The organism is Oscillibacter valericigenes, from assembly GCF_016902445.1.
Classification (GTDB): domain Bacteria; phylum Bacillota; class Clostridia; order Oscillospirales; family Oscillospiraceae; genus Oscillibacter; species Oscillibacter avistercoris.
Genome location: NZ_JACSNX010000001.1, coordinates 259,341 through 280,403 on the forward strand (window position 1 = coordinate 259,341; position 21,063 = coordinate 280,403).

Below are 21,063 nucleotides of genomic sequence, written 5' to 3' on the forward strand. Positions count from 1 at the left end.
ATAGCCTGCTATAAATAAGAGGGCAGGCCCTGATATTTCGATACGAAAGCGGCGGCTTTGATTGAATCAAAGCCGCCGCTTTCAGCACCTGACAAAAAGCTGCTATACAGCAGCTCTTTCCTTATGACGTCGCCCGGCGGATCAATCAATCTGAATGGATACGCTCCCGTTTGCTTCCTCGCCCCAGACGCCGATATAGGTGCTGCGGCCGCCCACCTCGATGGTGGAGGCATAGTCCCCGCTCTCGGACAGTAGGACCACCGGGTCCTCCCCGCCGGAGCATAGAAAGACGGCGGCCTCGCCCTCCTCGATGTGGAGAGAGCAGGAGATCTCTACCGTGCTCCCGGCCGCCCGGTCCAGGGTGGTGCCGCCAAAGAGCAGTTCCGTGCCGGAAAAGTCCTCGTAGCCGGCCTCATAAGTGCCGGTGTAGCCATCCTCACCCCGGACCCGCTCCCCCTGCAGGGAGCGGTCCGGTGTCAGCGCCCAGGAGCCGGCGGCATCCATCAGGGAACCATAGGCGCCCACAAGGGCGTCTTTTACCGAGTCACCTGTCGCGTCAGCGGCGGCACCGAGGGCTGCATCTGTCATATCCGCCAGCGCACCGGCGACCCGGTCTGTCCCTTCTGCCAAGCCACCCAATACCGCATCCGTCCCATCCGCCAGTGACTGCATCATACCGGAACAGCCGGACAGCAGCAGGGCGCAGAGCAGGCCGCAGGTCAGAAGCAGTGCCCATCTCTTTCGGTTTTCTTTCATCGTGTTCTCCTCCCTGCCTGCCGGCGGCCGCCGGCCCTTTTCTTTTTCGTACTCCCGGCCTTGCTGCTGGGTCGGGAAAGCATCAGAATGGCCGCCGTCAAACCGATGACCGCCGCCATACCCAGGAGGGCCAGCGGGATGCTGGGTGCCTCGGTGGCACCGTTGTACTCCTGCATATCAAAGCCGGCCAGCACCAGCGCCGCGGAGAAGGGGTAAGCGGAGAGCAGGAACCCGCTCTTAAAGAACAAAATGCAGTATCCCAGGAAAAAGGTCAGGATGGAGCCGCCCAGATAGGCGCCCCGCATCTGCCCGAAAATCAAAATCATGGGCATACAGACCAGGAAGGTGGTCAGTGCCGCGGCCACCACCTGTCCACCCTGCTGGAGGATCACTCCAGGCGTCAGCCCCGGGAGGCCCGCCAGTGTCCCCGTGAGTACCGTCACCGCCACGCTGTAGAGACCAAACAGCAGGGACAGCAGAGCGGTGACCGCCAGCTTGCCCCCAAGGAGCTTTGGATAGGACACCGGGACGGTGAGCAGGTTCTTCATGGTATCGTGGGTATTCTCCCGGTCGATCAGCCACCCGCCGATCATCACCAGGGAGATGGGGAGAAACACCTGGGTGTTGCCCCACACTACACTGGAAAACAGGTGGAGCATATCATAGTTGGGGTCCCGGATCTCCGGGTTCACAATCAGCTGGGTGCCGTACTGCACCACCGGACAGAGGGCCAGGGCCACAATGCCCACCAGCAGGATCTGGCACCGCCGCAGCTTCCACCACTCTGTTTGAATCATCTTCCACATACGCAACACCTCCTCAAACGCCCTGGCGCTTGTAGACCAGCGCGATCAGGGCCAGAAACACCGTGGCCTCTGCTCCGGTCACCAGAAACGCCTGAGCGGTGGTGACGAAATAGGGGCTGACTCGCTCCAAAAGTCCCAGCATCTCGGCGCCGGCATTGGAAAAATCGAGATACTGGAAGTACCATCGGAAGGTCAGCGGGCCGGGCAGCAGTGTCCCCAGGTTCAGGCCGAAGGGCTGGGTGATAAAAAGGTCATTGAGGCCGAAGATGTAGTTGACAGAGGTGTAGAAAAAGGTGATGATGACGGAGACGATATAGCTCCGGTTCAGCAACACCACCAGCAGGATGCAGGGCAGGGCCCCGGCCCACATCATGATCCCCTGGCCGACGCCTACAAAGAAGAGCCGCCAGAAGCCCACCGGCTCCCACCCGGCGGCCAGCACGATCAGCAGGATCACCAGGCCCCCCACCGCCATGAAGGCGATGGAAAAGAGAAACAGCAGGACCATCTTTGCCAGGGCCAGGGCCGGTTTGCCCACCGGCACGGTCATCAGGTTCTTCAGTGTGTCGTTGTCCTGCTCCTCAAAGAGCAGGTTGGAGGCCAGCACCACCAGGGCCGGCATGAGCAGCAGGTAGGCGCTCATCTGGAACAGGGTGGACATCATGCCGTCCACCGCCTCGGCCCCGCTGGTGAACTCCTGGAAGTCCGGCAGGAACAGGGCGCACCCCAGGGGGATCAGGGCGGACACAGCAGCGGCGGCGAAGAACAGGGGCTTTCGCCGCAGCTTGGCAAACTCACACCACAGGAGTTTAAGCAATGCCCTCACCCCCTGTGATGCGCTTGAAGTAGTCCTCCAGGGGGTCCTCATAGAGGTGTGCGTCGGACACCACCAGCCCCGCCTCCACAAACCGCCGCACCGCCGCGCCGGTGTCCAAGCGGAGATCCCGGACGGTCAGTTCCTGCCCGTTCTCCACAGCTACATCCCGCACGCCCATCTCCTGCTGGAGCAGCTGGGCGGCCACCGGTGCATTGGACACGGTGAACCGGAGGACCTTCCCGTTCTTCTGCTCCAGCTCCGCCAGGCTCTCCTCCTCCAAGAGGACGCCGTGGTCGATGATCCCAATGTCATCTGCCAGCAGGGCGATCTCGGAGAGGATATGGCTGGAGAGCAGGATGGTCTTTCCCCGTTCGTCGCACAGCGCCCGGATGAAGTCCCGCACCTCGGCAATGCCGATGGGGTCCAGGCCGTTGATGGGCTCGTCCAGGATCAGTAGCTCCGGGTCGTGCATCACCGCCAGGGCGATGGCCAGCCGCTGTTTCATGCCCAGGGAGTACTGGGCGTAGCGTTTCTTGTCCCGGTAGGGCAGGTTCACCAGCTCCAGCGCGCTCTTGATGTAGTTGGGGCTCTTGAGGTCCCGGAGCCGGGCGAAGATCTGCAGGTTTTCTGTGCCGGTCAGGTTGGGGTAGAACCCCGGGGACTCGATGAGGCTGCCGATGCGGGGCAGGATGCCCTTCTCGTTCCCCTTCAGCGGCCGGCCGAAGAGGGACACTGTGCCGGATGTGGGGGCGGTCAGCCCCAGGAGCATCTTCATGGTGGTGGTCTTGCCCGCCCCGTTGCGCCCCAAGAGGCCGTAAATGCGTCCCTTCTGCACATGGAGATCCAGGTTGGAGACGCTGACCTGCTCCCCATACCGTTTGGTCAGGCCCTTGGTTTCAATGATACAGTCGCTCATAAGCGGTACCTCCTTTGCTTGGTAGCAACAGGATAGCACCCGCACCTTGAGATAACGCTGAGCCAACCTTAATTTTTCTCTGAGATTTTGCGGAGGGCATGGGCAGGCCGACATTTTAGCGGTATAATATGGGCAAAGGAAGGGGGTGTCCCATGATGGAGTATAAAATCTTATTGGTAGACGATGACCGGGATCTTCTGGAGATGCTGTGCTCCATCTTCCGGCGGGCAGACTACACCGATCTCGTGACCGCCTCCTCCGGCCCGGAGGCCCTCCAGGTCTGGCGGGAGCAGCAGCCGGCGCTGATCGTCCTGGATGTGATGATGCCGGGGATGGACGGTTTCGAGGTCCTGCGGGAGATCCGCCGTACCAGCCGCGTGCCCGTCCTGATGCTCACCGCCCGGGGCGAGGCAGAGGATCGCATCGAGGGGCTGGAGATCGGGGCGGACGACTATCTTCCCAAGCCCTTTTTGCCCAAGGAACTGCTGCTCCGGGTGGGGGCCATTCTCCATCGGACTTACCCGGAGCCGAACCGGAGGGTGGAACTGGCAACCTCCACGGTAGACCTGGAGAAGGCCGAAGTATGGAAGGACGGCGAACGGACGCCCTTAACGGCAAAGGAATTGCAGTTGTTCGAGAAACTTTATGAAAATGCCGGCCGGATCGTCACCACCGGCATCCTGTGCGAGACGATCTGCGGGGAGTTCTGGCAGGGCTACGAGAGCACCCTCTCGACCCATATCCGCCACCTGCGGGAGAAGATCGAGGCAAATCCCTCCAAGCCGGTCTCTCTGGTGACGGCCAAGGGGCTGGGCTACCGGCTCAATTTGAAGGGAGCGAAGTCGTGAATCCAGTGCAGCGTTTTTTCCGTCGCTACATTTTCTCTACCATTGGCATTCTGGCGCTGTTCTTCGTGGTCAACATCGCGCTGGTTCTGAGCGTTATGGTCGCCGGATACATGAGCGGGACAGACAACGGATTATCTGTCCGGTCGGTCTCCAGCCATGTGACGGAGCAGGGCGGCGTCTGGACGGCAGACGACACGGCACTGGCCCTGCTGCGGGAGCATGACGCCTGGGCCATGCTCCTGGATGAGAGCGGTACTGTGGTCTGGGAGCAGGACCTGCCGGAGGAACTGCCCCGGTCCTACACCAGCGCTCAGGTGGCCTCCTTCAGCCGCTGGTATCTCCAGGACTATCCAGTGAAAGTGTGGAGCCGGGAGGACGGCGCCCTGATGGTGGTGGGATTCCAACCGGACACTCTGGTGAAGTACTACTTTTCCATGGAGACTCCCTCCCTGATGATGTTCCTGGTGGGGGCCATTGCGGTCTTTGTGTTCAACCTGCTGCTGATGGTCTTCCTGATGCTTCGGAACACCCGCCGGGTGGAGAAGGCCATGTCCCCCATCCTGCGGGGCATCCAAGACCTGAGCCGGGGCAGCTACCAGCCCCTGGACGAGCGCGGGGAACTGGCGGAGATCAACGCGGGGCTAAACCGGGCCGGGGATTACCTGATGCAGAAGGACAACACCCGGGCGGAGTGGATCCGTGGGGTATCTCACGACATCCGCACCCCACTCTCCATGGTGCTGGGATACGCCAGTGAATTGGAGGACGACGACGCGCTCCCAACCGAGGCCCGTCACCAGGCCGGGATGATCCGGCAGCAGGGGGAGCGTCTGAAATCTCTGGTAGAGGATCTGAACCTGACCACCAAGCTGGAGTACGCCCTCCAGCCCATCCGCCGGGAGACGGTGGATCTGGCGGAGATCGGGCGGCAGGCGGTGAGCGAGGTGCTCAACAGCGGCCTGCCAGAACAGTTTGAGATTGCATTTTCCGAGGAGCATCCTGGCAGTGCGGCCCGGATGGAGGGCGATACCGCCCTTCTCCGGCGGATGCTGGACAATCTGATCCGCAACAGCATCGTCCACAATCCCCAGGGGTGCCATATCTCTGTTACGGTGGGCGCGGAGGATGGGCGATGCACCTGCACAGTGGCCGATGATGGCGTGGGGATGGATGATGTCCGGCTGGAGGCGCTGAACCAGGAAACGGATGTCTCCAGTACCCAGAGCGGGGAACACGGCCTGGGCCTCAAGTTGGTGCGGCAGATTGTGAAGGCCCACGGTGGGACGGTGCAGTTCCAGCAGGCTGTACCGCATGGACTGGAGGTTCTCGTCTTCTTCTCCGAAAACTCAAACGGGAGACACATTTAAGATATCCTCCGCTCTGATGCGACGGGCAGGGCTTTTTATTGTTTACTGCCCCTTAAATTTTGAGTTGATGGCAAAGTCAAAATAGTTTTCCTGTTCCTCTTTATTAGTGTTCCATACAAGGAGCAGAGGCAGAAAATATCTCCCGTCCTTTGCCGATGAGCTGTCATCGGTAAAGGACGGGAGAATTTTTTGACCACATTTTCAGCCACAGAGCGGCGTGGAGTATATGGAGGCAGTACGTTCAAAGAGTGCCGGAAAGCAAGTGGAATGGAGCGAAAACAACGCAAAATGAACGGAGATTATGCAAAAAAATCTTTCCTCACCTCTTTGTTTACAGCACGTACAGGTACACCGCCAGGTAGTGGAAGAAGGACCCCGCCAGGATCAGCAGGTGGAACAGCTCGTGGAAGGTCCACTCCGCTGAGATGTTGGGCTTTTTGACGGCGTAGAACACCGCCCCCACGGAGTAGCAGATGCCGCCGATGGCCACCAGTGTCAGGCAGGGCTGGCCCAGGGCGGCAAAGTCCCTTGCCACGAACACCACGGACCACCCCATGATGAGGTACACCGCCGTGGACAGCATCCGGGGGGCGTTGATCCACAGCATCTTGGCCAGCACCCCCGCCAGCGCCACGCCCCAGAGGATCAGGCAGAACCGGGTCCCCTTGGGCTGGGGCAGCAGCACCACGCAGAAGGGCGTGTAGCTGCCGGCGATCAGCACGTAGATCATGCTGTGGTCCATCTTCCGCAGCATCCGCTTCACCCCGCCGCTGGCGGCGGTGCCGGGATAGTAGTGGTAGACGGCGCTGGCGGCGTACAGCGCCGCCATGGACAGGCAGAAGCACATGGCCGCCGCCACCGCCGGCACGGCGGCGTCCGTCCACATCCCCCGCAGCACATACACCAGCGCCCCGCACAGGGCGGCCGCCGCGCCGAAGGCGTGGGTCTCACAGCTGACCCGGTCCTGGGCCTTTGCAAACAGTTTGCGCATGGAATGGTCTCTCCTTCTTGAAATCCGGCATGTCGCCGTCCATATCCTTTAATCTGGTTTTCAATACTATATTACACGCTATATGAATTCATTTCAAGTAGTATATGTAAATTTTCTGTGACCATTCCATTCCACGCAAAAATTCCTGCGGCCGCAGCCGCAGGAATCCAAATGCAATCCGTCCTTTCCGGCGACATGCGCGTCGGAAAGGACACCTTGCATGGCGGAAGGGCCGACTTTTTCGCAAGAAATCGAGGTCCTTCCGCCATGTGATCTCCTCTCGTTTCAGCGGCCCAGCCGCTGAAACGAACTCAGTTCCAGTAGTCGGTCTTTTCCTTCAGGCCGATGTCCGCAGCCCGGAAGACCGGGTTCTTCCCCTCTTTCCGCTGCCGGGTGTAATTCCGCAGGGCAGCCGCCGCCGGACGGGACAGGATGGCGATCACCGGGATGTTGATGAGCACCATGATGCCCATCAGCACGTCGGACAGGTTCCACACCAGATCCAGCGTCAGCCCGGCGCCCAGGAAGATCAGCCCCATGGCCACCAGCCGGAACACCACCATGAACCGCTTGGAGGGCACATGGCCCAGCAGGAAAGCCAGGGCGTTGTCCACGTAGTACAGGTTGCCGATCAGGGTGGTGAAGGCGAACAGCACCATGGCCACGGTGATGAAGACGGGCCCCAGCGTGCCAAAGGAGGCGGACAGCGCCTGCTGCACATAGGGGGCGCCCTGCATCTCCGCCGTGGGCTCCACGCCGGAGCACAGCAGCATGAAGGCAGTGGCGGAGCAGATCACCAGCGTGTCCAGGAACACGGACAGCATCTGCACCAGGCCCTGCTTCACGGGATGGGAGACGTTGGCGGAGGCGGCGGCGTTGGGTGCGGAGCCCACGCCGGCCTCGTTGGAGAAGAGGCCCCGCTTCACGCCCTGCATCACGGCAGAGCCGGTGAAGCCGGCAAAGATGGCTTGGAAATCAAAGGCCCCGGCAAAGATCCGGCCGAACACCTGGGGGATCAGCCCCAGATTCATGATGATGACCACCAGGGCCACCAGCACGTACAATCCGCCCATGATGGGCACCAGCGTGGAGGCAAAGGCGATGATCCGCTTGCCGCCGCCCATGACGCAATACCCGGTCAGCAGGGCCACGACGCCGCCGATGATCCAGGGGGTGAGTTCCGGATTGTAGAAACCGTAGCCGGAGAAGGTGGACTGGAGGTTATAGGAGCAGAGCATGTTGAAGCCGCCGGCGTAAGTGGCGATGAGGCTCAGGGCGAACAGCACCGCCAGGGGCTTGCTGTGGAGGGCCGCCTCGATATAGTAGGCGGGGCCGCCGTAGCTCTCGCCGGTCTCCGGGTTCCGGCGCTTGTAGATCTGGGCCAGGGTGGACTCGGTAAACGCCGTGGCGCCGCCCAGCAGGGCGATGAGCCACATCCAGAACACGGCGCCGTAGCCGCCCACGCAGATGGCCACGGACACGCCGATGATGTTGCCCGTGCCCACCCGGGACGCTGTGGACACCATCAGCGCCTGGAAGGAGGACACGCTCCCCTCCTTCTCCGGCCGCTCCACCACCACACGGATGGACTCCTTCAGCAGCCGCAGCTGCGGAAAGCGGTTGCGGACCGTGAAAAACAGTCCTGCGGCCACCAGCAGGATCACCAGCAGGTAGGTGTACATAAAGTTGCTCAGGGCGGCGATCATGTCTCCCAGCATGTGTGCATCTCTCTCCTTTGTTCATATTTGTATCGCATTTGATCTCTTCTGTCAGCCTGATTAGAATATCAGAACCTTTGCAGCATTGTCAATGGCCAAATTCCGCTTCCAGCAGCAAAAAGGAAAACGGAGGGGCATTCTGTCCCTCCGCTTTCCTCACTCCGCCGCCGGATAGCCGCAGAGCGCCTCTGTCAGATACCCGGTCTCCGGGTCGAAATCAAAGGTCTGGACACCGCCGGCCTCCAGGCGGCAGGTCAGGCGCAGCGTCCCGTCCGCCTGCCAGGCGATATCGGTGATGGCCGGCGCCTCGTCATACCAGTCCCCCAGGTCGTACAGGCTGCCGGAGGAGCCCTCCCCCGGTCTCTGCCAGCCCACACCGAACTCCGTGGGCGTCTCCGTCAGGGAGGCGTCCCAGACGCCGTCAGCGGACCAGATCCGGTACCGGACGGTGCTTCCCGCCGTCTGGTCCGCCATCAGCTCCTGGGCCCTGGGCACCAGGTCCCCGCCGGAGCCGGAGGGCAGCAGGAAGGCCTTGTCGCTGTCATACCGCTCCGTGCTGTCCCAGTCCGCGCCGTTGGAGAGGTACACGTCCGTCCCGTCGGTGACGACGTAGGAGAACCGCTTTTCCGTGATCTCCCCGCCGGTGCGCATCCGCCAGCGGAAGCTGTCGTTCTCATAGATCACGTCGATCAGCATGGGCCAGCTCTCGTAGTAGTTCTGGAGTGTCCGCAGCTGGCTGGGGATGCCCAGGGAGACCTTCTGCAGGAAGGTCTCCGCCGCGTCTGCGTTCTCCATCCCCGCCTCCGTGAACACCACGGCGCCGGAGGCGGCAGCCTCCGCCGTGTCCCAGTTCTCCGGCAGATCCTCCATGGGGCCGAAGCCGTAGGGGGTCTCCGCGGAGATGGCCGCACCATCGGTCAGGGTGAACTCCGCCGTCAGGGTCTGGTCCCCGATCTCTTTGACGACGCGGAACGTGCCGCCGCCGGAGAAGTCGTAGTCAAACATGGACAGAGAGCAGGGAAACGCCTGTTTTTCACCGGATGGCAGGGTGTACAGCACGGCATCCCATCCGGTGTTCTCCGCCAGCGGCACCTGGGTCCAGGTGCCGTCCTCTTCCCGCACATCCAGCCAATAGGACGCCCCATACTCCAGAGGTTCCCCCTCCCCTTCATAGGACAGGACGCACCACACCGTCTCCACCGACGGGTCGTAGGCATCCCGCTCCGCAGTCAGGGTGGCGCGGGGCGGGTCATCTGTTTCATATACCGTTGTCACGGCAACATCGCCGGGATCGCCGCACCCCGCCAGCACCAGCAGCGCCAGCAGGCAGATCCAAATTCGCTTCATCTCCATATCCCCCTTCATTCTGTACCGCACTTCGCCCGTCTCTCTTCCGGTATAGACGAAACTGCCGGAAATAAGTTCCGCCGCCTTCCAGCAAACTACACAAAATCCATCTGAAAATTTTTGAGCTTCCCTGCTTGCATTTTAGCGGAACCTCCGGTAAAATACAAGTACAAGGGAAGAATGATAGCTGCAACGTAGTGCTGCGCGCACGGGCTGACACCTATCATTCCGGTCTTTTGATAGGTGTTTCAAGCCAAGGTCGGTTTGAAGCGCCTTTTCTTTTTACCGAACCATCAACAGGGACAAAAGGAGGTCTTTTTATGATTTTACTGGCAAACGGCAAGGTCATCACACGGGACCCGGAAGGCGTGGGCTACCTGCCGGACGGCGGCGTGGTCACCGACGGCGGCAAGATCGTGGAGGTGGGCACCACCGCCGATCTGAAGGCCAAGTACCCCCAGGCGGAATTTGTAGACGCCCGGGGCGGCGTCATCATGCCGGGACTCATCAATGCCCATACCCACATCTACTCCGCTCTGGCCCGGGGCCTCTCCATCGACGGATACAACCCCACCAGCTTCTACGAGGTGCTGGACGGCCAGTGGTGGTACATCGACCGGAACCTGGACCTGGAGGCCACCAAGGCCAGCGCCCAGGCGCTGGTGATCGACTCCATCAAGCAGGGCGTCACCACCATCTTCGACCACCACGCCAGCTTCTGCGAGATCCCCGGCTCCCTGATGAAGATCGCCGAGGTGACGAAGGAGTTCGGCATGCGGGCGTGCCTCTGCTACGAGGTCAGCGACCGGGACGGGGAGGAGAAATCCCTCCAGTCCGTGCAGGAGAACAAGGACTTCATCGACTACTGCGAGCAGAATCCCAGCGACATGCTGAAGGCCATGTTCGGCGGACATGCCCTGTTCACCATCTCCGACAAGACCTTTGACCGGATGGTCGCCGCCAACAACGGCCGGGTGGGCTATCACATCCACGTGTCCGAGGGCATGAACGACGTGTACGACTCCCTGCAGAACTACGGCCGCCGGCCGGTCCAGCGGCTCCAGGACCACGGCATCCTGGGCTCCAAGACCATCCTGGGCCACTGCATCCATGTGAACACGGCGGAGATGGACATCATCAAGGCCACGGACACCATGTGCGTCAACAACCCCGAGTCCAACATGGGCAACGCCGTGGGCATCTCTCCCGTGCTGCAGCTCTACAAGAAGGGCATCCTCATCGGCCTGGGCACCGACGCCTATACCAACGACATGCTGGAGTCCATCAAGGTGGCCCTGTGCTCCCAGCGGCACAACGCCTGCATGCCCAACGTGGGCTGGTGCGAGGTGACGGACATGCTGTTCCGCAACAACGCCAAGATGGCGGAGCGCACCGGCTTCCCCACCCTGGGCGTGCTGAAGCCCGGCGCGGCGGCAGACGTGATCGTCATGGACTACAAGCCCTTCACCCCCTTCTCCGACGCCAACATCGACGGGCATATGCTCTTCGGCATGACGGGCCGGCAGTGCCAGACCACCATGATCAACGGCAGGATTTTGATGCGTGACCGCGTTCTCACGGAGATCGACGAGGAGGCCGTGAATGCCCACATTCTGGAGAGCAGCAAGCGGCTGTGGGGACGGCTGAACCACAAAGAGTATTGATACGGTCAGCCCTGTGATGCCGTAGGGGCGGCAATCTGCCGCCCGCGGGGTGCGTCCCATTGGACGCGGGAATGACAGCCATGCTGATGGCTGGGCAGAAGCACCCCCCATTTCTCTTTTGGTCTTGCCAAAAGAGAAACGGGCCGTGCACGGTCCAAAGAGAAAAAACGCTTCGGCGGGTCGGTCTGCGCAAGCGCAGACCTCCTGCCGCCGGCGGGGGATAGTTGGCTGTCCCTCGCGGCGGTCAGGAACGGAAACGCGATGCCCTTGGGGAAACTTCCAGTCCGGGGAGGTCTGGGATACATTCTGCGCCGGTTTTCGCTGCTGCTGGCCCGGTGGTTGATGGACGCCTCCGCAACGGGCCGATGAGGGCATCGGCCCCTACGACCGCCCAGGGAGCGCGTAGCGAAGCGGAACGCGCGGAAAGAGAAGCTGGTCAAATGCGTCCTTGCACCCCGACGCGGTCGGCACCATCCGCCACGGGACGGCAGCTGCAAACTCGCAGAAGACCCAAGCGTGCCCGAAGGTAAACCCAAATCGGAGCAGGCACCGATACGTCGACCCCCGTCGCGCGGAGGGCCACTGCACCGGAGCGCGTCAAAGCGCCTTTTTCTCTTCCACCGGGCGCGGCGCATTCTCTTTTTGGCGCAACCAAAAAGAGAATGGGGGGCGCACCCCCTGTGGGAGCAGCCCCCTGCGGGAGCAGCGTCTATCCACTTTAGGAGTTCTTTTGAGGAGGAAAAACAATGTCTGAATTGATGACCCCCATCCCCTTCCGGGAATTGATGACCTGGATCACCACTGAATATCAGCGGGACGGCACCGTCTTCGGCGTCCACAAGCCCTACAAGGCCGGTGTGAAAAAGCTCCCCATCTTCGGCGAGACCATCGAGACGCCCTTCGGCCCCGCCGCCGGCCCCAACACCCAGCTGGCCCAGAACATCATCGCCAGCTATTTCGCCGGCGCCCGGTTCTTTGAGCTGAAGACCGTCCAGAAGATGGACGGCGCCGACCTGGCCGCCTGCATCAACCGCCCCTGCATCCTGGCGGAGGACGAGTGCTACAACTGCGAGTGGTCCACGGAGCTGTATGTCCAGCAGGCCTTTGAGGAGTACGTGAAGGCCTGGTGCGCCCTGAAGCTCATGGCGAAGGTCTACGGCCTGGGCGACCCCAACGGGTTCGTGTTCAACATGTCCGTGGGCTATGACCTGGCGGGCATCCAGGGCGAGAAGATCGACACCTTCTTAAACGGCATGGCGGACGCCTCCAAGACGCCCATCTTCCAGGAGTGCATCGCCGTTTTGAAGGAGTTCTTCCCCGGTGAGGCCGCCTATATCGACACCATCACCCCCCACGTCTCCGGGTCTGTCACGGTGTCCACCCTCCACGGCTGCCCGCCGGACGAGATCGAGCGGATCGCCAGCTACCTGCTGGAGAAGAAGCACCTGCACACCTTCGTCAAGTGCAACCCCACCATCCTGGGGTACGAGACCGCCCGGTCCATCCTGGACTCCATGGGCTACGACTATATCGCCTTTGACGACCACCACTTCAAGGAGGACCTGCAGTACGCCGACGCGGTGCCCATGTTCCACCGGCTCCAGGCCCTGGCGGACCGGGAGGGCCTGGAATTCGGCCTGAAGCTCTCCAATACCTTCCCGGTGGACGTGAAGGCCGGGGAACTGCCCAGCGCCGAGATGTACATGGCGGGCAAGTCCCTCTTCCCCCTGACCACCACCATGGCCGCCATGATCTCCAAGGAGTTCGGCGGCAGGATGCGCCTCTCTTACGCCGGCGGCGCCGACGCCTTCAACGTGGATAAGCTGTTTTCCTGCGGCATCTGGCCCATCACCATGGCCACCACCGAGCTGAAGCCCGGCGGCTACCAGCGGTTCACCCAGATCGGCGACAAGCTGGACCAGCTGGACTTCAAGCCCTTCCAGGGCGTGGATGTGACCGCCATCGAGGCCCTGAGCCTGGCGGCCCGGTCCGACAAGTACCATGTGAAGGCCATCAAGCCCCTGCCCCGCCGGAAGCTGTATGACAAGGTCCCCCTGCTGGACTGCTTCACCGCCCCCTGCAAGGACGGCTGCCCCATCCATCAGGACATCCCGGAGTATATCGAGCTGTGCCGGAAGGGCGAGTACGCCTCCGCCCTGCGGCTCATCACCGAGAAGAACCCCCTGCCCTTCATCACCGGCACCATCTGCGCCCACAACTGCATGACGAAGTGCATGCGAAACTACTACGACGAGCCGGTGAACATCCGTGCCACCAAGCTGGTGGCGGCGGAGCGGGGCTATGACGATTATATTGCCAAGATCAAGGCCCCCGTCCCGGTGACCGACGGGAGGAAGGTGGCCGTCATCGGCGGCGGCCCCACCGGCATGGCCGCGGCCTACTTCGTGGGCCGGGCGGGCATCCCCGTCACCATCTTCGAGCGGTCCGGCGTCCTGGGCGGCGTGGTCCGGCAGGTGATCCCCGCCTTCCGCATCAGTAACGACGCCATCGACCACGACGTGGCGCTGATGTTCAAGATGGGCGTGGAGGTGAAGCTGAACACCGAGGCCCCCTCCGTGGCGGAGCTGAAGGCCCAGGGCTACACCCACATTTTCTTCGCCGTGGGCGCCTGGAAGGCCGGAAAGCTGGACATCCCCGGCAACGTGGTGCCGGTCATCGGCTGGCTGAAGGATATGAAGGCGGGCAAGGACGTCTCCCTGGGCCACGTGGCCGTGGTGGGCGGCGGCAACACCGCCATGGATGCCTCCCGGGCCGCCCTGCGGGCGGGGGCAAAATCCTCCACCCTGGTGTACCGCCGGACGAAGAAGTATATGCCCGCCGACGCGGAGGAGCTGGAGATGGCCATCGCCGACGGCGTGGAGTTCCTGGAGCTGGTGGCCCCCGTGGAGCAGAAAGACGGCAAGCTGGTCTGTGAGAAGATGAAGCTGGGCGACCCGGACGAGAAGGGCCGCCGGAAGCCCGTCCCCACCGGCGAGATGGTGGAGATCCCCTGCGACACCGTGATCTCCGCCGTGGGTGAGAAGGTGGAGAGCGAGGTCTTCACTCAGAACGGCATCACTGTGGACGCCAAGGGCATCCCCGACTTCAAGACCAACCTGGAGGGCGTCTATGCCGGCGGCGACGCCATGCGGGGCCCCGCCACCGTGGTGGAGGGCATCGCCGACGCCCAGTATTTCGCCAATGCCGTCATCGGCGAGGCCCACAAGTTCGCCATCCCCGGCAAGGCCGTGGCCACCCGGGAGGAGTCCATCGCCAAGAAGGGCATCCTCTGCGAGAGCGCCAAGTGCGAGGGGGATCGGTGCCTGACCTGCAACGTGGTGTGCCAGGTCTGCGCCGACGTCTGCCCCAACCGGGCCAACGTGGTCATCGAGCTGCCGGACGGCCGCCAGCAGATCCTCCATGTGGACCGGATGTGCAACGAGTGCGGCAACTGCGCCGTGTTCTGCCCCTATGACTCCGCCCCCTACCGGGACAAGTTCACCCTGTTCCTGACCCGGGAGGGCTTTGACGAGAGCGTGCACAACTCCGGCTTCCTGCCCCTGGGCGGGAAGAAGGTGCTGGTGCGGCTGAATGGCAGGGTATTCGAGGCGGATCTGGACGCCAAGAACGACCTGCCCGCCGACATCGAGGTGTTCATCTGGACCGTGCTGACCAAGTACGCCTATCTGATGGGATAACTGGAACAAACACAAAAGCAGGAGGCCGGGAGACCGGCCTCCTGCTTTTTCTGTTCAGCTCTTCCGCCCGCCGGGCCGCCATCCGGTCATCACGCCCACGCAGAGGAAATACACCCCGATGTGGAGCACCAGCGCCGCCAGGCCGAAGCCCGCCTCCGCCGTCAGCAGGAGGATCACCCCCTGGGCGGCGGTGTAGAGCAGGGTAAGCAGCCGCTCCTGCCGCCGGCGGGCCTCGTCCGGTTCCCCGCCCAGCCGCCAAAACTGCCGCGCCGTGCACCAGACAGCCGCCGCCAGGAAGAGGGCCAGCAGGGGCAGATCCCGCATTTTGCCCTGCTGGACGTACCAGGCGGTCTGCCCAACGCCGTACAGGGCTACCGCTATGCCCGCGGCGTACCAGGGGGAGAAGCGGGAATTTTTCTGATTCCCCTTCCGGATAGACGGCTGGGCCAGCAGCCAGAGCCCCGCCAGGCCCACCGCCGCCCACAGGGCGAAGAGCCACTCCACGCCGTGCATCTTCAAAAAGCCGGTGAGACCGGTGTAGACATGGACCCACTCCACCCCCACAGGGGCCTCGGAGACCACCGCCGGAAAGACGGCGCTCAAGATCCCCATGGCTACCAGACCCAGAACTCCCGCGCCGGTGACGATGCCGCCGGCGATATACCAGGGCCGGTCTCTGTGCGTGGCAGGGGCCGCTGCCCCTTGAACCGCCGTCTCCGGGACGCGGGCCTGGTCCTCCCAGCCCCGGGCATCGTCCAGCAGCCACTCCACATTGACGGAAAACAGCTTTGCGCAGGGCAGCAGCTTGGCCGCGTCCGGCAGGGCCGCGCTCTGCTCCCAGCGGCTCACCGCCTGACGGGATACCCCCAGCCGTTCCGCCAGGGCCTCCTGACTCAGCCCCTCCCGCTTCCGCAGGCGGGTCAGCTTCTCTCCAAAGGTCACAGTCCTTCCTCCTCCAGTCTTTCGCACTGGCATCATCATATCAGACGCCGCCGGGAAAATCCACCACGGCCGCCGGACACCGCCGCAACCAAACGCAACATTTCCCCCAAAGTAAATTTTTCTGCTCTTTTTGCAGCAATTCCGCCCCCTGCCGGGTATTCTTGACAGAAGGATGTGATCACATGCCCGACACCGCCGAAGCCGTGGCGCAATACGGCTCCGCAGTCTACCGGCTGGCCTACGCCATGACCCGCTCCCGCAGCGACGCCGACGACGTGTTCCAGGAGGTCTTTCTCCGGCTCCACCACTCCGCCCCGGACTTTTTGAACGAGGCACACCGGCGGGCCTGGCTCCTGCGGGTGACGGCCAACTGCGCCAAAAGCCTGCTGGCCTCCCCCTGGCGGAGGCGGACCCTCCCGCTGGAGGATGTCTACGCCTACACGGACCCGGATGCGTCCGCCGTGGACGAGGCCATGGCCCAGCTGCCCGGCAAATACCGGGCCGTTGTCCACCTGTTTTACTACGAGGGCTACCAGACGGAGGAGATCGCCCGGCTCCTGGGCCGGTCTCCCTCCACTGTCCGGGCCCAGCTGACCCGGGCCCGGCAGAGACTGCGGGAACTGCTGAAGGAGGACCTATGAACTTTTCAGAGACCTACCGCCGGATGAACGAGCCCGTCGCCCCGTCTCCGGACCTGATCCGCAAGACCCTGGCCCCGGCCAGGCGCCGCCGCTTTCCCAGGCGGCTGATCGCCATCGCCGTCGCGGCCGCCGTGCTGCTGGCCACCCCTGCCCTGGCGGTCCGGTCGGAGATGGGCTATTATGTTCTGTACCAGATCTCCCCCGCTGTCGCCCAGCTGTTCCAACCGGTGCGGATGTCCTGCACCGACAGCGGCGTCACCATGGAGGTGGCGGCCGTCCGGGTGGAGGGGGACACCGCCCAGGCGTATATCACCCTCTCCGGCGGCCCTGTGGACGCCGCCACGGACCTGTTCGACAGCTATTCCTTCCACCTGCCTTTTGATCAGTCCAGCCACTGCGAGCGTGTCGCCTGGGACGAGGCCGCCGGCGCCGTCACGTTCCTCTGCACCGTGCAGACCCTGGACGGCTCCCCCATCCCCACCGGCGGCAAGATGACCTTCTCCGTCCGCCAGCTGCTGACGGGCAAGCAGGCGCTGGAGGGCGTCGCCGTGGACCTGGATCTGGCGGACTATGCCGGAGAGGCAGAAACCGCCCAGGGCTATTCCAGCAGCAGCGGAGCGGACGGGATCCCAATGCTGCTGCCGGGGGAGGTCCTGGCAGAGCCGGCGGAGGGCATCGCCGTCACCGCCGCCGGATACGTGGACGGCTCGTTCCACGTGCAGGCCCGCCTGGGGGATATCCACCGCACGGACAACCACTGCAGGCTCTGGCTGGAGGACGCGGCAGGCGCAGAGGCGGGCACGGGCCACGGCGTCTATTTCCGCAGCGACACCGCCGTACCCGGTGACGACGTCTATGAGGATTTCCTCTTTGACGTGCCGCCGGAGGACCTGGCGGGCTATACCCTCCACGGCGACTTCTACACCGCCACCACGCTGACGGAGGGTCTGTGGCAGGTGACCTTTCCCCTGGAGAACACCCGTTGAGGATTCTTCACAAGCGGCACCCGGGAAAATTCCCGGGTGCCGTTCATTTCCTCTTGTCATTTTCTGGAATCATGCTATGATAGAGGCAGCAAGGTTTGGGAGGTTCACCATATGTTGGACATGCTGGAATTCCTGCGGGATGAGGGCGTCAGCCCGGACATCCTGGCGGAGGTCAAAAAGTTTTGCGACACCTATCCGGAGGCGGACCCGGTCCTGCGGCGCCGGATCCCGGACCCCCGGTATCTCTATTACGGAAAGGACATCTGGGAGGAGGCCATCACCGCCATCCTCTGCGGGGAGAACCTGCTGCTGGTGGGTCCCAAGGCCACCGGCAAAAACGTGCTGGCGGAAAATCTGGCCACCCTGTTCGGCCGCCCCAGCTGGAACGTGTCCTTCTACATCAACACGGACGCCGCCACCCTGCTGGGCACGGACACCTTTGAAAACGGCGCCGTGACACTGCGCAAGGGCCCCATCTACCAGTGCGCGGAGGTGGGCGGCTTCGGCGTGCTGGACGAGATCAACATGGCCAAGAACGAGTCTCTGGCGGTGCTCCATGCCACGCTGGACTTCCGCCGGTCCATCGACATGCCCGGCTACGAGCGGATCCCCCTCCACGACGCCACCCGCTTCATCGCCACCATGAACTACGGCTACGCCGGCACCCGGGAGCTGAATGAGGCCCTGGCCTCCCGCTTCGTTGTGATCGACATGCCCTCCATCACCACTGAGGGACTGATGAAGCTGCTGAAGCGGGAGTTCCCCGCCCTGAAGGATGCCTATGCCGAGCAGTTCGCCGGACTGTTCCAGGATATTCAGAAGAAGTGCGACGGCGGAGAACTGTCCACCAAGCCCCTGGACCTGCGGGGCCTGCTGGCCGCCGTGCGGCTGATGCGCACAGGGCTGGAGGGCAACCGGGCATTGGACCTGGGCCTGGTGAACAAGTCCTTCGACGACTTTGAGCGGCAGCTGGTCCGGGACGTCATCCGCACCCGTCTGCCGGAGGAGCTCCACCTGGGGGATGTGTTTGACTGATGGAGATCCTGGACAGTGAGAAGCGGCGGGCCCGGAACCTGATCTGGAACGCCGCCGCCGACTACTCCTTCGAGCCGGATTTCAAGGCCTATGACGAGGACGGCCGGGCGGACCTGTACTGGAACAGCATCATCGGCGCCGTGCGGAAAAACTACGGGGCGGAGACCATCGAGGGGCTCTTTGAAGCCCTCCATGGCTGCGCCCGGGAGCAGTTGTTCGAGCAGCTGCTGTGGCTGGGATTGGAGAACGCCGTCTACCAGCGGGAGGCCCCCCACCGGCCGGCGCTGCCCTCCCTGCGGCGGAGCTATGCCCGCCGGGCCGTGGCCCTGGACCAGAACGCCGACCCCTCGGATCTGCTGGCCGTTCTGGAAAACGCCCACTTCCGCCGGGCTCTCGGCCAGCCGGATCCGGCCATGCTGCCCCGGGATCGCAGGATGCTGGACGAGCTGGAGTTCTCCGGGGATCTGGACGGTCCTGCCATTGCCGCCCGGGCCCTGGACTTTCTCCACACCTACTTTCATTTTACCCCCGGCGAGACCCAGGCCCAGGAGGCGGAGGCGAAAAAACGGCACCGTCCCCTCTTTGCCTTCCGCCGCCGGTCAGAGGCGGACCTGCTGCCCTCTGTCCGGGCCTTCGGCCACGGCTTCGGCGAGCATCTGGTGAAGGGCCAGGGCGGCGGTCCGGATGCCATGCCGGTCCAGCGGCGGCTGACGGACTACAACCTGGCCCAAACGGAGGCGGCCCTGCGCAAGTACATGCGGGCCTATTTCGGTGCGCCCCTCTACAGCCAGCAGGAACTGGCCGGCCTGGAGCAGGAGCTGTGTGTGGACGAGCACCGGGGCTGCCACCTCTACTACGCCACCGGGGACGACACCCACGAGAAGCTCAAGGGCTATGTGGCCGCCCAGCGGCGCAACGCTCTGAGGCAGATGGAGCTGAATCGGCAGGCCTACGAGGCGGACGCCACCCGCCACCGCACCAGCATCCGCCGCCTCACCGCCCGCATCCGCAACGCCATGCTGGCCTATCTCCAGCCCACGCCGGTCCGGGCCGCTTCCGGCGCTCTGGACGCCGGCAGGATCTGGCGGGGCGTGTATCTGGACGACGACAAGGTGTTCACCCGCATCCTCCAGTCGGACCCCGGGGAATTGTCGGTGGACATCCTGCTGGACGCCTCCAGTTCCCAGATCGACCGGCAGGCGGTGGTGGCCGCCCAGGGCTACATGATCGCCGAGAGCCTGACCCGCTGCCATATCCCGGTGCGGGTGTCCTCCTTCTGCTCTCTCAGCGGCTACACGGTGGTGACCCGCTACCGGGACTACTTTGAGACCGACAAAAATGAGCGGATCTTCAATTACTTCACCACCGGCTGCAACCGGGACGGGCTGGCCGTCCGGGCGCTGGCCCGGGGACTGGAGGACTCCCCCAGCGAGCACAAGCTGGTGATCCTGCTCTCCGACGTGAAGCCCAACGACGTGATCCAGATGAATCACGGCGGTTCCTTTGTGGACTATGCCGGGGACAACGGCATCCAGAACACCGCCATGGAGATCCGGGCCCTGACCTACAAGGGCATCCAGGTCATGTGCGTGTTCACCGGGAAGGACGACGACCTGCCTGCCGCCCACACCATCTACGGCCGGAACTTCGCCCGCATCCGCTCACTGGACCAGTTCGCGGACACCGTGGGCGCCCTCATCCAAAATCAGATCCGCAGCCTGTAGCTGCACATTCCGCACGGGGCGGGGACGTTCTGTCCCCGCCCCGTGTCTGCTCCCTTTTCAAGGAAAGTAGTGATTTGGCGGAAAATTGAAAACCATTGGGGAAAATAGACAAAACGGGTATGCCCTCCGGACGGGGCATACCCTTTTAAGCGATGTCCGGTTGTGAGTTGGTCAGCCTTCCCACTCCGCCCTGTGGGCCTCCCACCACGCCGGAAACGCCGGGTCCTTCGGGGAGAGGGTGGGGGTGATATGTCTGCTAATCCTGGTTGTGTCATTCCGTTCTTTGCTGAATGGGATGTTGATGGGCAATTCAGATGTTGCTCCCAAATATAATAATTTTAGGATATGCGCCTGCTCTCGTGTCCAGTTATTCCCCAAATATGTTTTGGAAAAACTTTCTATTGATTGATCTACCGTAGAATGTGTCCCTGCATGAACAGAATAAAGTTGGCCATAGAGATATTCTATATTCCGTTTGTTTTTGAGCAACAAATCTTTATCAAAATGAATGGGAACATCTTCATTTCCACCATATCCCATATTGATTAGAAACAACTGTGATCTGGCAATCGACATTGTATCCTTTTTTGCCAAGCACCGATTGAAGATGGCCTGGACATTGATTTCGTCCAGTTCCAGCGGCGCAAACTTTCCGGCTGTTTCTGCTTTCACTTGTTTTGCCGCATTTGCAAACAAACCCAAAACACAAGCCCCCTGTCGCACCGTTCCGGCGCCAAATGTTTGCTGTTTTCCCTATCATACAATACCGGCCTGCCCTTTGCAAGGCCGGCGGCGGGGATTTTCCCG

The 21,063-nt window shown here is 62.7% G+C and carries 17 protein-coding genes; 8 read left to right on the top strand and 9 right to left on the bottom strand.

The features are described 5' to 3' along the window. Nucleotides 1–141: 141 nt before the first annotated feature. Genes H9X91_RS01220 through H9X91_RS01235 form a run of 4 tightly spaced genes read right to left on the bottom strand, consistent with a single transcriptional unit; the run spans nt 142 to nt 3,295 of the window. The gene (locus tag H9X91_RS01220) at nt 142–756 is read right to left on the bottom strand and encodes a hypothetical protein (RefSeq protein WP_204801695.1); all 615 of its coding nucleotides are present in this window, start codon (nt 754–756) and stop codon (nt 142–144) included. Beyond that, nucleotides 753–1,562, bottom strand: coding sequence for an ABC transporter permease (locus H9X91_RS01225; RefSeq protein WP_204801697.1), 810 nt, complete (start codon nt 1,560–1,562; stop codon nt 753–755). The genes H9X91_RS01220 and H9X91_RS01225 overlap by 4 nt, the downstream gene beginning before the upstream one ends. Before the next feature lie 13 nt (nt 1,563–1,575). Further along, entirely contained in the window at nt 1,576–2,388 is an 813-nt protein-coding gene (locus H9X91_RS01230) for an ABC transporter permease (RefSeq protein WP_338111900.1), read from the bottom strand. After that, nucleotides 2,372–3,295, bottom strand: coding sequence for an ATP-binding cassette domain-containing protein (locus tag H9X91_RS01235; protein ID WP_204801701.1), 924 nt, complete (start codon nt 3,293–3,295; stop codon nt 2,372–2,374). The genes H9X91_RS01230 and H9X91_RS01235 overlap by 17 nt, the downstream gene beginning before the upstream one ends. A 152-nt stretch (nt 3,296–3,447) precedes the next feature. Here H9X91_RS01235 and H9X91_RS01240 point away from each other — a divergent pair, with 152 nt between their 5' ends. Both H9X91_RS01240 and H9X91_RS01245 read left to right on the top strand, forming a co-directional pair. Further along, the gene (locus H9X91_RS01240) at nt 3,448–4,143 is read left to right on the top strand and encodes a response regulator transcription factor (RefSeq protein WP_204801704.1); all 696 of its coding nucleotides are present in this window, start codon (nt 3,448–3,450) and stop codon (nt 4,141–4,143) included. Next, nucleotides 4,140–5,510: an ATP-binding protein gene (locus H9X91_RS01245; RefSeq protein WP_204801706.1), complete on the top strand. Its 1,371-nt coding sequence runs from the start codon at nt 4,140–4,142 to the stop codon at nt 5,508–5,510. Before H9X91_RS01240 ends, H9X91_RS01245 begins: the two co-directional genes overlap by 4 nt. A 331-nt stretch (nt 5,511–5,841) precedes the next feature. On the opposite strand, the gene trhA is transcribed toward H9X91_RS01245, so the two are convergent. The 3 genes from trhA to H9X91_RS01260 all read right to left on the bottom strand — a co-directional run bounded on the left by trhA (nt 5,842) and on the right by H9X91_RS01260 (nt 9,566). Beyond that, nucleotides 5,842–6,501 carry a PAQR family membrane homeostasis protein TrhA gene (trhA, locus tag H9X91_RS01250; protein ID WP_204801708.1) on the bottom strand — a complete coding sequence of 220 codons (660 nt, stop codon included), beginning with the start codon at nt 6,499–6,501 and terminating at the stop codon, nt 5,842–5,844. Between the two features lie 311 nt (nt 6,502–6,812). Beyond that, the gene (locus H9X91_RS01255; RefSeq protein ID WP_204801710.1) at nt 6,813–8,219 is read right to left on the bottom strand and encodes an alanine/glycine:cation symporter family protein; all 1,407 of its coding nucleotides are present in this window, start codon (nt 8,217–8,219) and stop codon (nt 6,813–6,815) included. 156 nt (nt 8,220–8,375) lie between these two features. Continuing rightward, entirely contained in the window at nt 8,376–9,566 is a 1,191-nt protein-coding gene (locus H9X91_RS01260; protein ID WP_204801712.1) for an immunoglobulin-like domain-containing protein, read from the bottom strand. A 320-nt stretch (nt 9,567–9,886) separates the two neighbouring features. On the opposite strand from H9X91_RS01260, the gene ssnA reads away from it, so the two are divergent. Both ssnA and ygfK read left to right on the top strand, forming a co-directional pair. Next, complete coding sequence (ssnA, locus tag H9X91_RS01265; RefSeq protein WP_204801714.1) at nt 9,887–11,230, top strand: putative aminohydrolase SsnA; 1,344 nt, start codon at nt 9,887–9,889, stop codon at nt 11,228–11,230. Nucleotides 11,231–11,976: 746 nt separating this feature from the next. Further along, nucleotides 11,977–14,928, top strand: coding sequence for a putative selenate reductase subunit YgfK (ygfK, locus tag H9X91_RS01270; RefSeq protein WP_204801717.1), 2,952 nt, complete (start codon nt 11,977–11,979; stop codon nt 14,926–14,928). Between the two features lie 54 nt (nt 14,929–14,982). On the opposite strand, the gene H9X91_RS01275 is transcribed toward ygfK, so the two are convergent. Next, nucleotides 14,983–15,870 (bottom strand): helix-turn-helix domain-containing protein, encoded by an 888-nt coding sequence (locus tag H9X91_RS01275; protein WP_204801719.1) that lies wholly within the window; start codon nt 15,868–15,870, stop codon nt 14,983–14,985. A 182-nt stretch (nt 15,871–16,052) separates the two neighbouring features. Here H9X91_RS01275 and H9X91_RS01280 point away from each other — a divergent pair, with 182 nt between their 5' ends. The 4 genes from H9X91_RS01280 (at nt 16,053) to H9X91_RS01295 (ending at nt 20,256) form a co-directional block, all read left to right on the top strand. Then, on the top strand, nt 16,053–16,511 hold the full coding sequence (locus H9X91_RS01280) for an RNA polymerase sigma factor (RefSeq protein WP_204801721.1): 459 nt from the start codon (nt 16,053–16,055) through the stop codon (nt 16,509–16,511). Continuing rightward, on the top strand, nt 16,508–17,497 hold the full coding sequence (locus H9X91_RS01285; RefSeq protein ID WP_204801723.1) for a DUF4179 domain-containing protein: 990 nt from the start codon (nt 16,508–16,510) through the stop codon (nt 17,495–17,497). The genes H9X91_RS01280 and H9X91_RS01285 overlap by 4 nt, the downstream gene beginning before the upstream one ends. Nucleotides 17,498–17,608: 111 nt before the next feature. Beyond that, nucleotides 17,609–18,532: an AAA family ATPase gene (locus H9X91_RS01290; RefSeq protein ID WP_204801725.1), complete on the top strand. Its 924-nt coding sequence runs from the start codon at nt 17,609–17,611 to the stop codon at nt 18,530–18,532. Continuing rightward, the gene (locus H9X91_RS01295; RefSeq protein WP_204801727.1) at nt 18,532–20,256 is read left to right on the top strand and encodes a vWA domain-containing protein; all 1,725 of its coding nucleotides are present in this window, start codon (nt 18,532–18,534) and stop codon (nt 20,254–20,256) included. The genes H9X91_RS01290 and H9X91_RS01295 overlap by 1 nt, the downstream gene beginning before the upstream one ends. 171 nt (nt 20,257–20,427) lie before the next feature. Here the strand turns inward: H9X91_RS01295 and H9X91_RS01300 are convergent, their stop codons facing one another. Then, nucleotides 20,428–20,958: a hypothetical protein gene (locus H9X91_RS01300; protein WP_204801730.1), complete on the bottom strand. Its 531-nt coding sequence runs from the start codon at nt 20,956–20,958 to the stop codon at nt 20,428–20,430. Nucleotides 20,959–21,063: the final 105 nt, after the last annotated feature.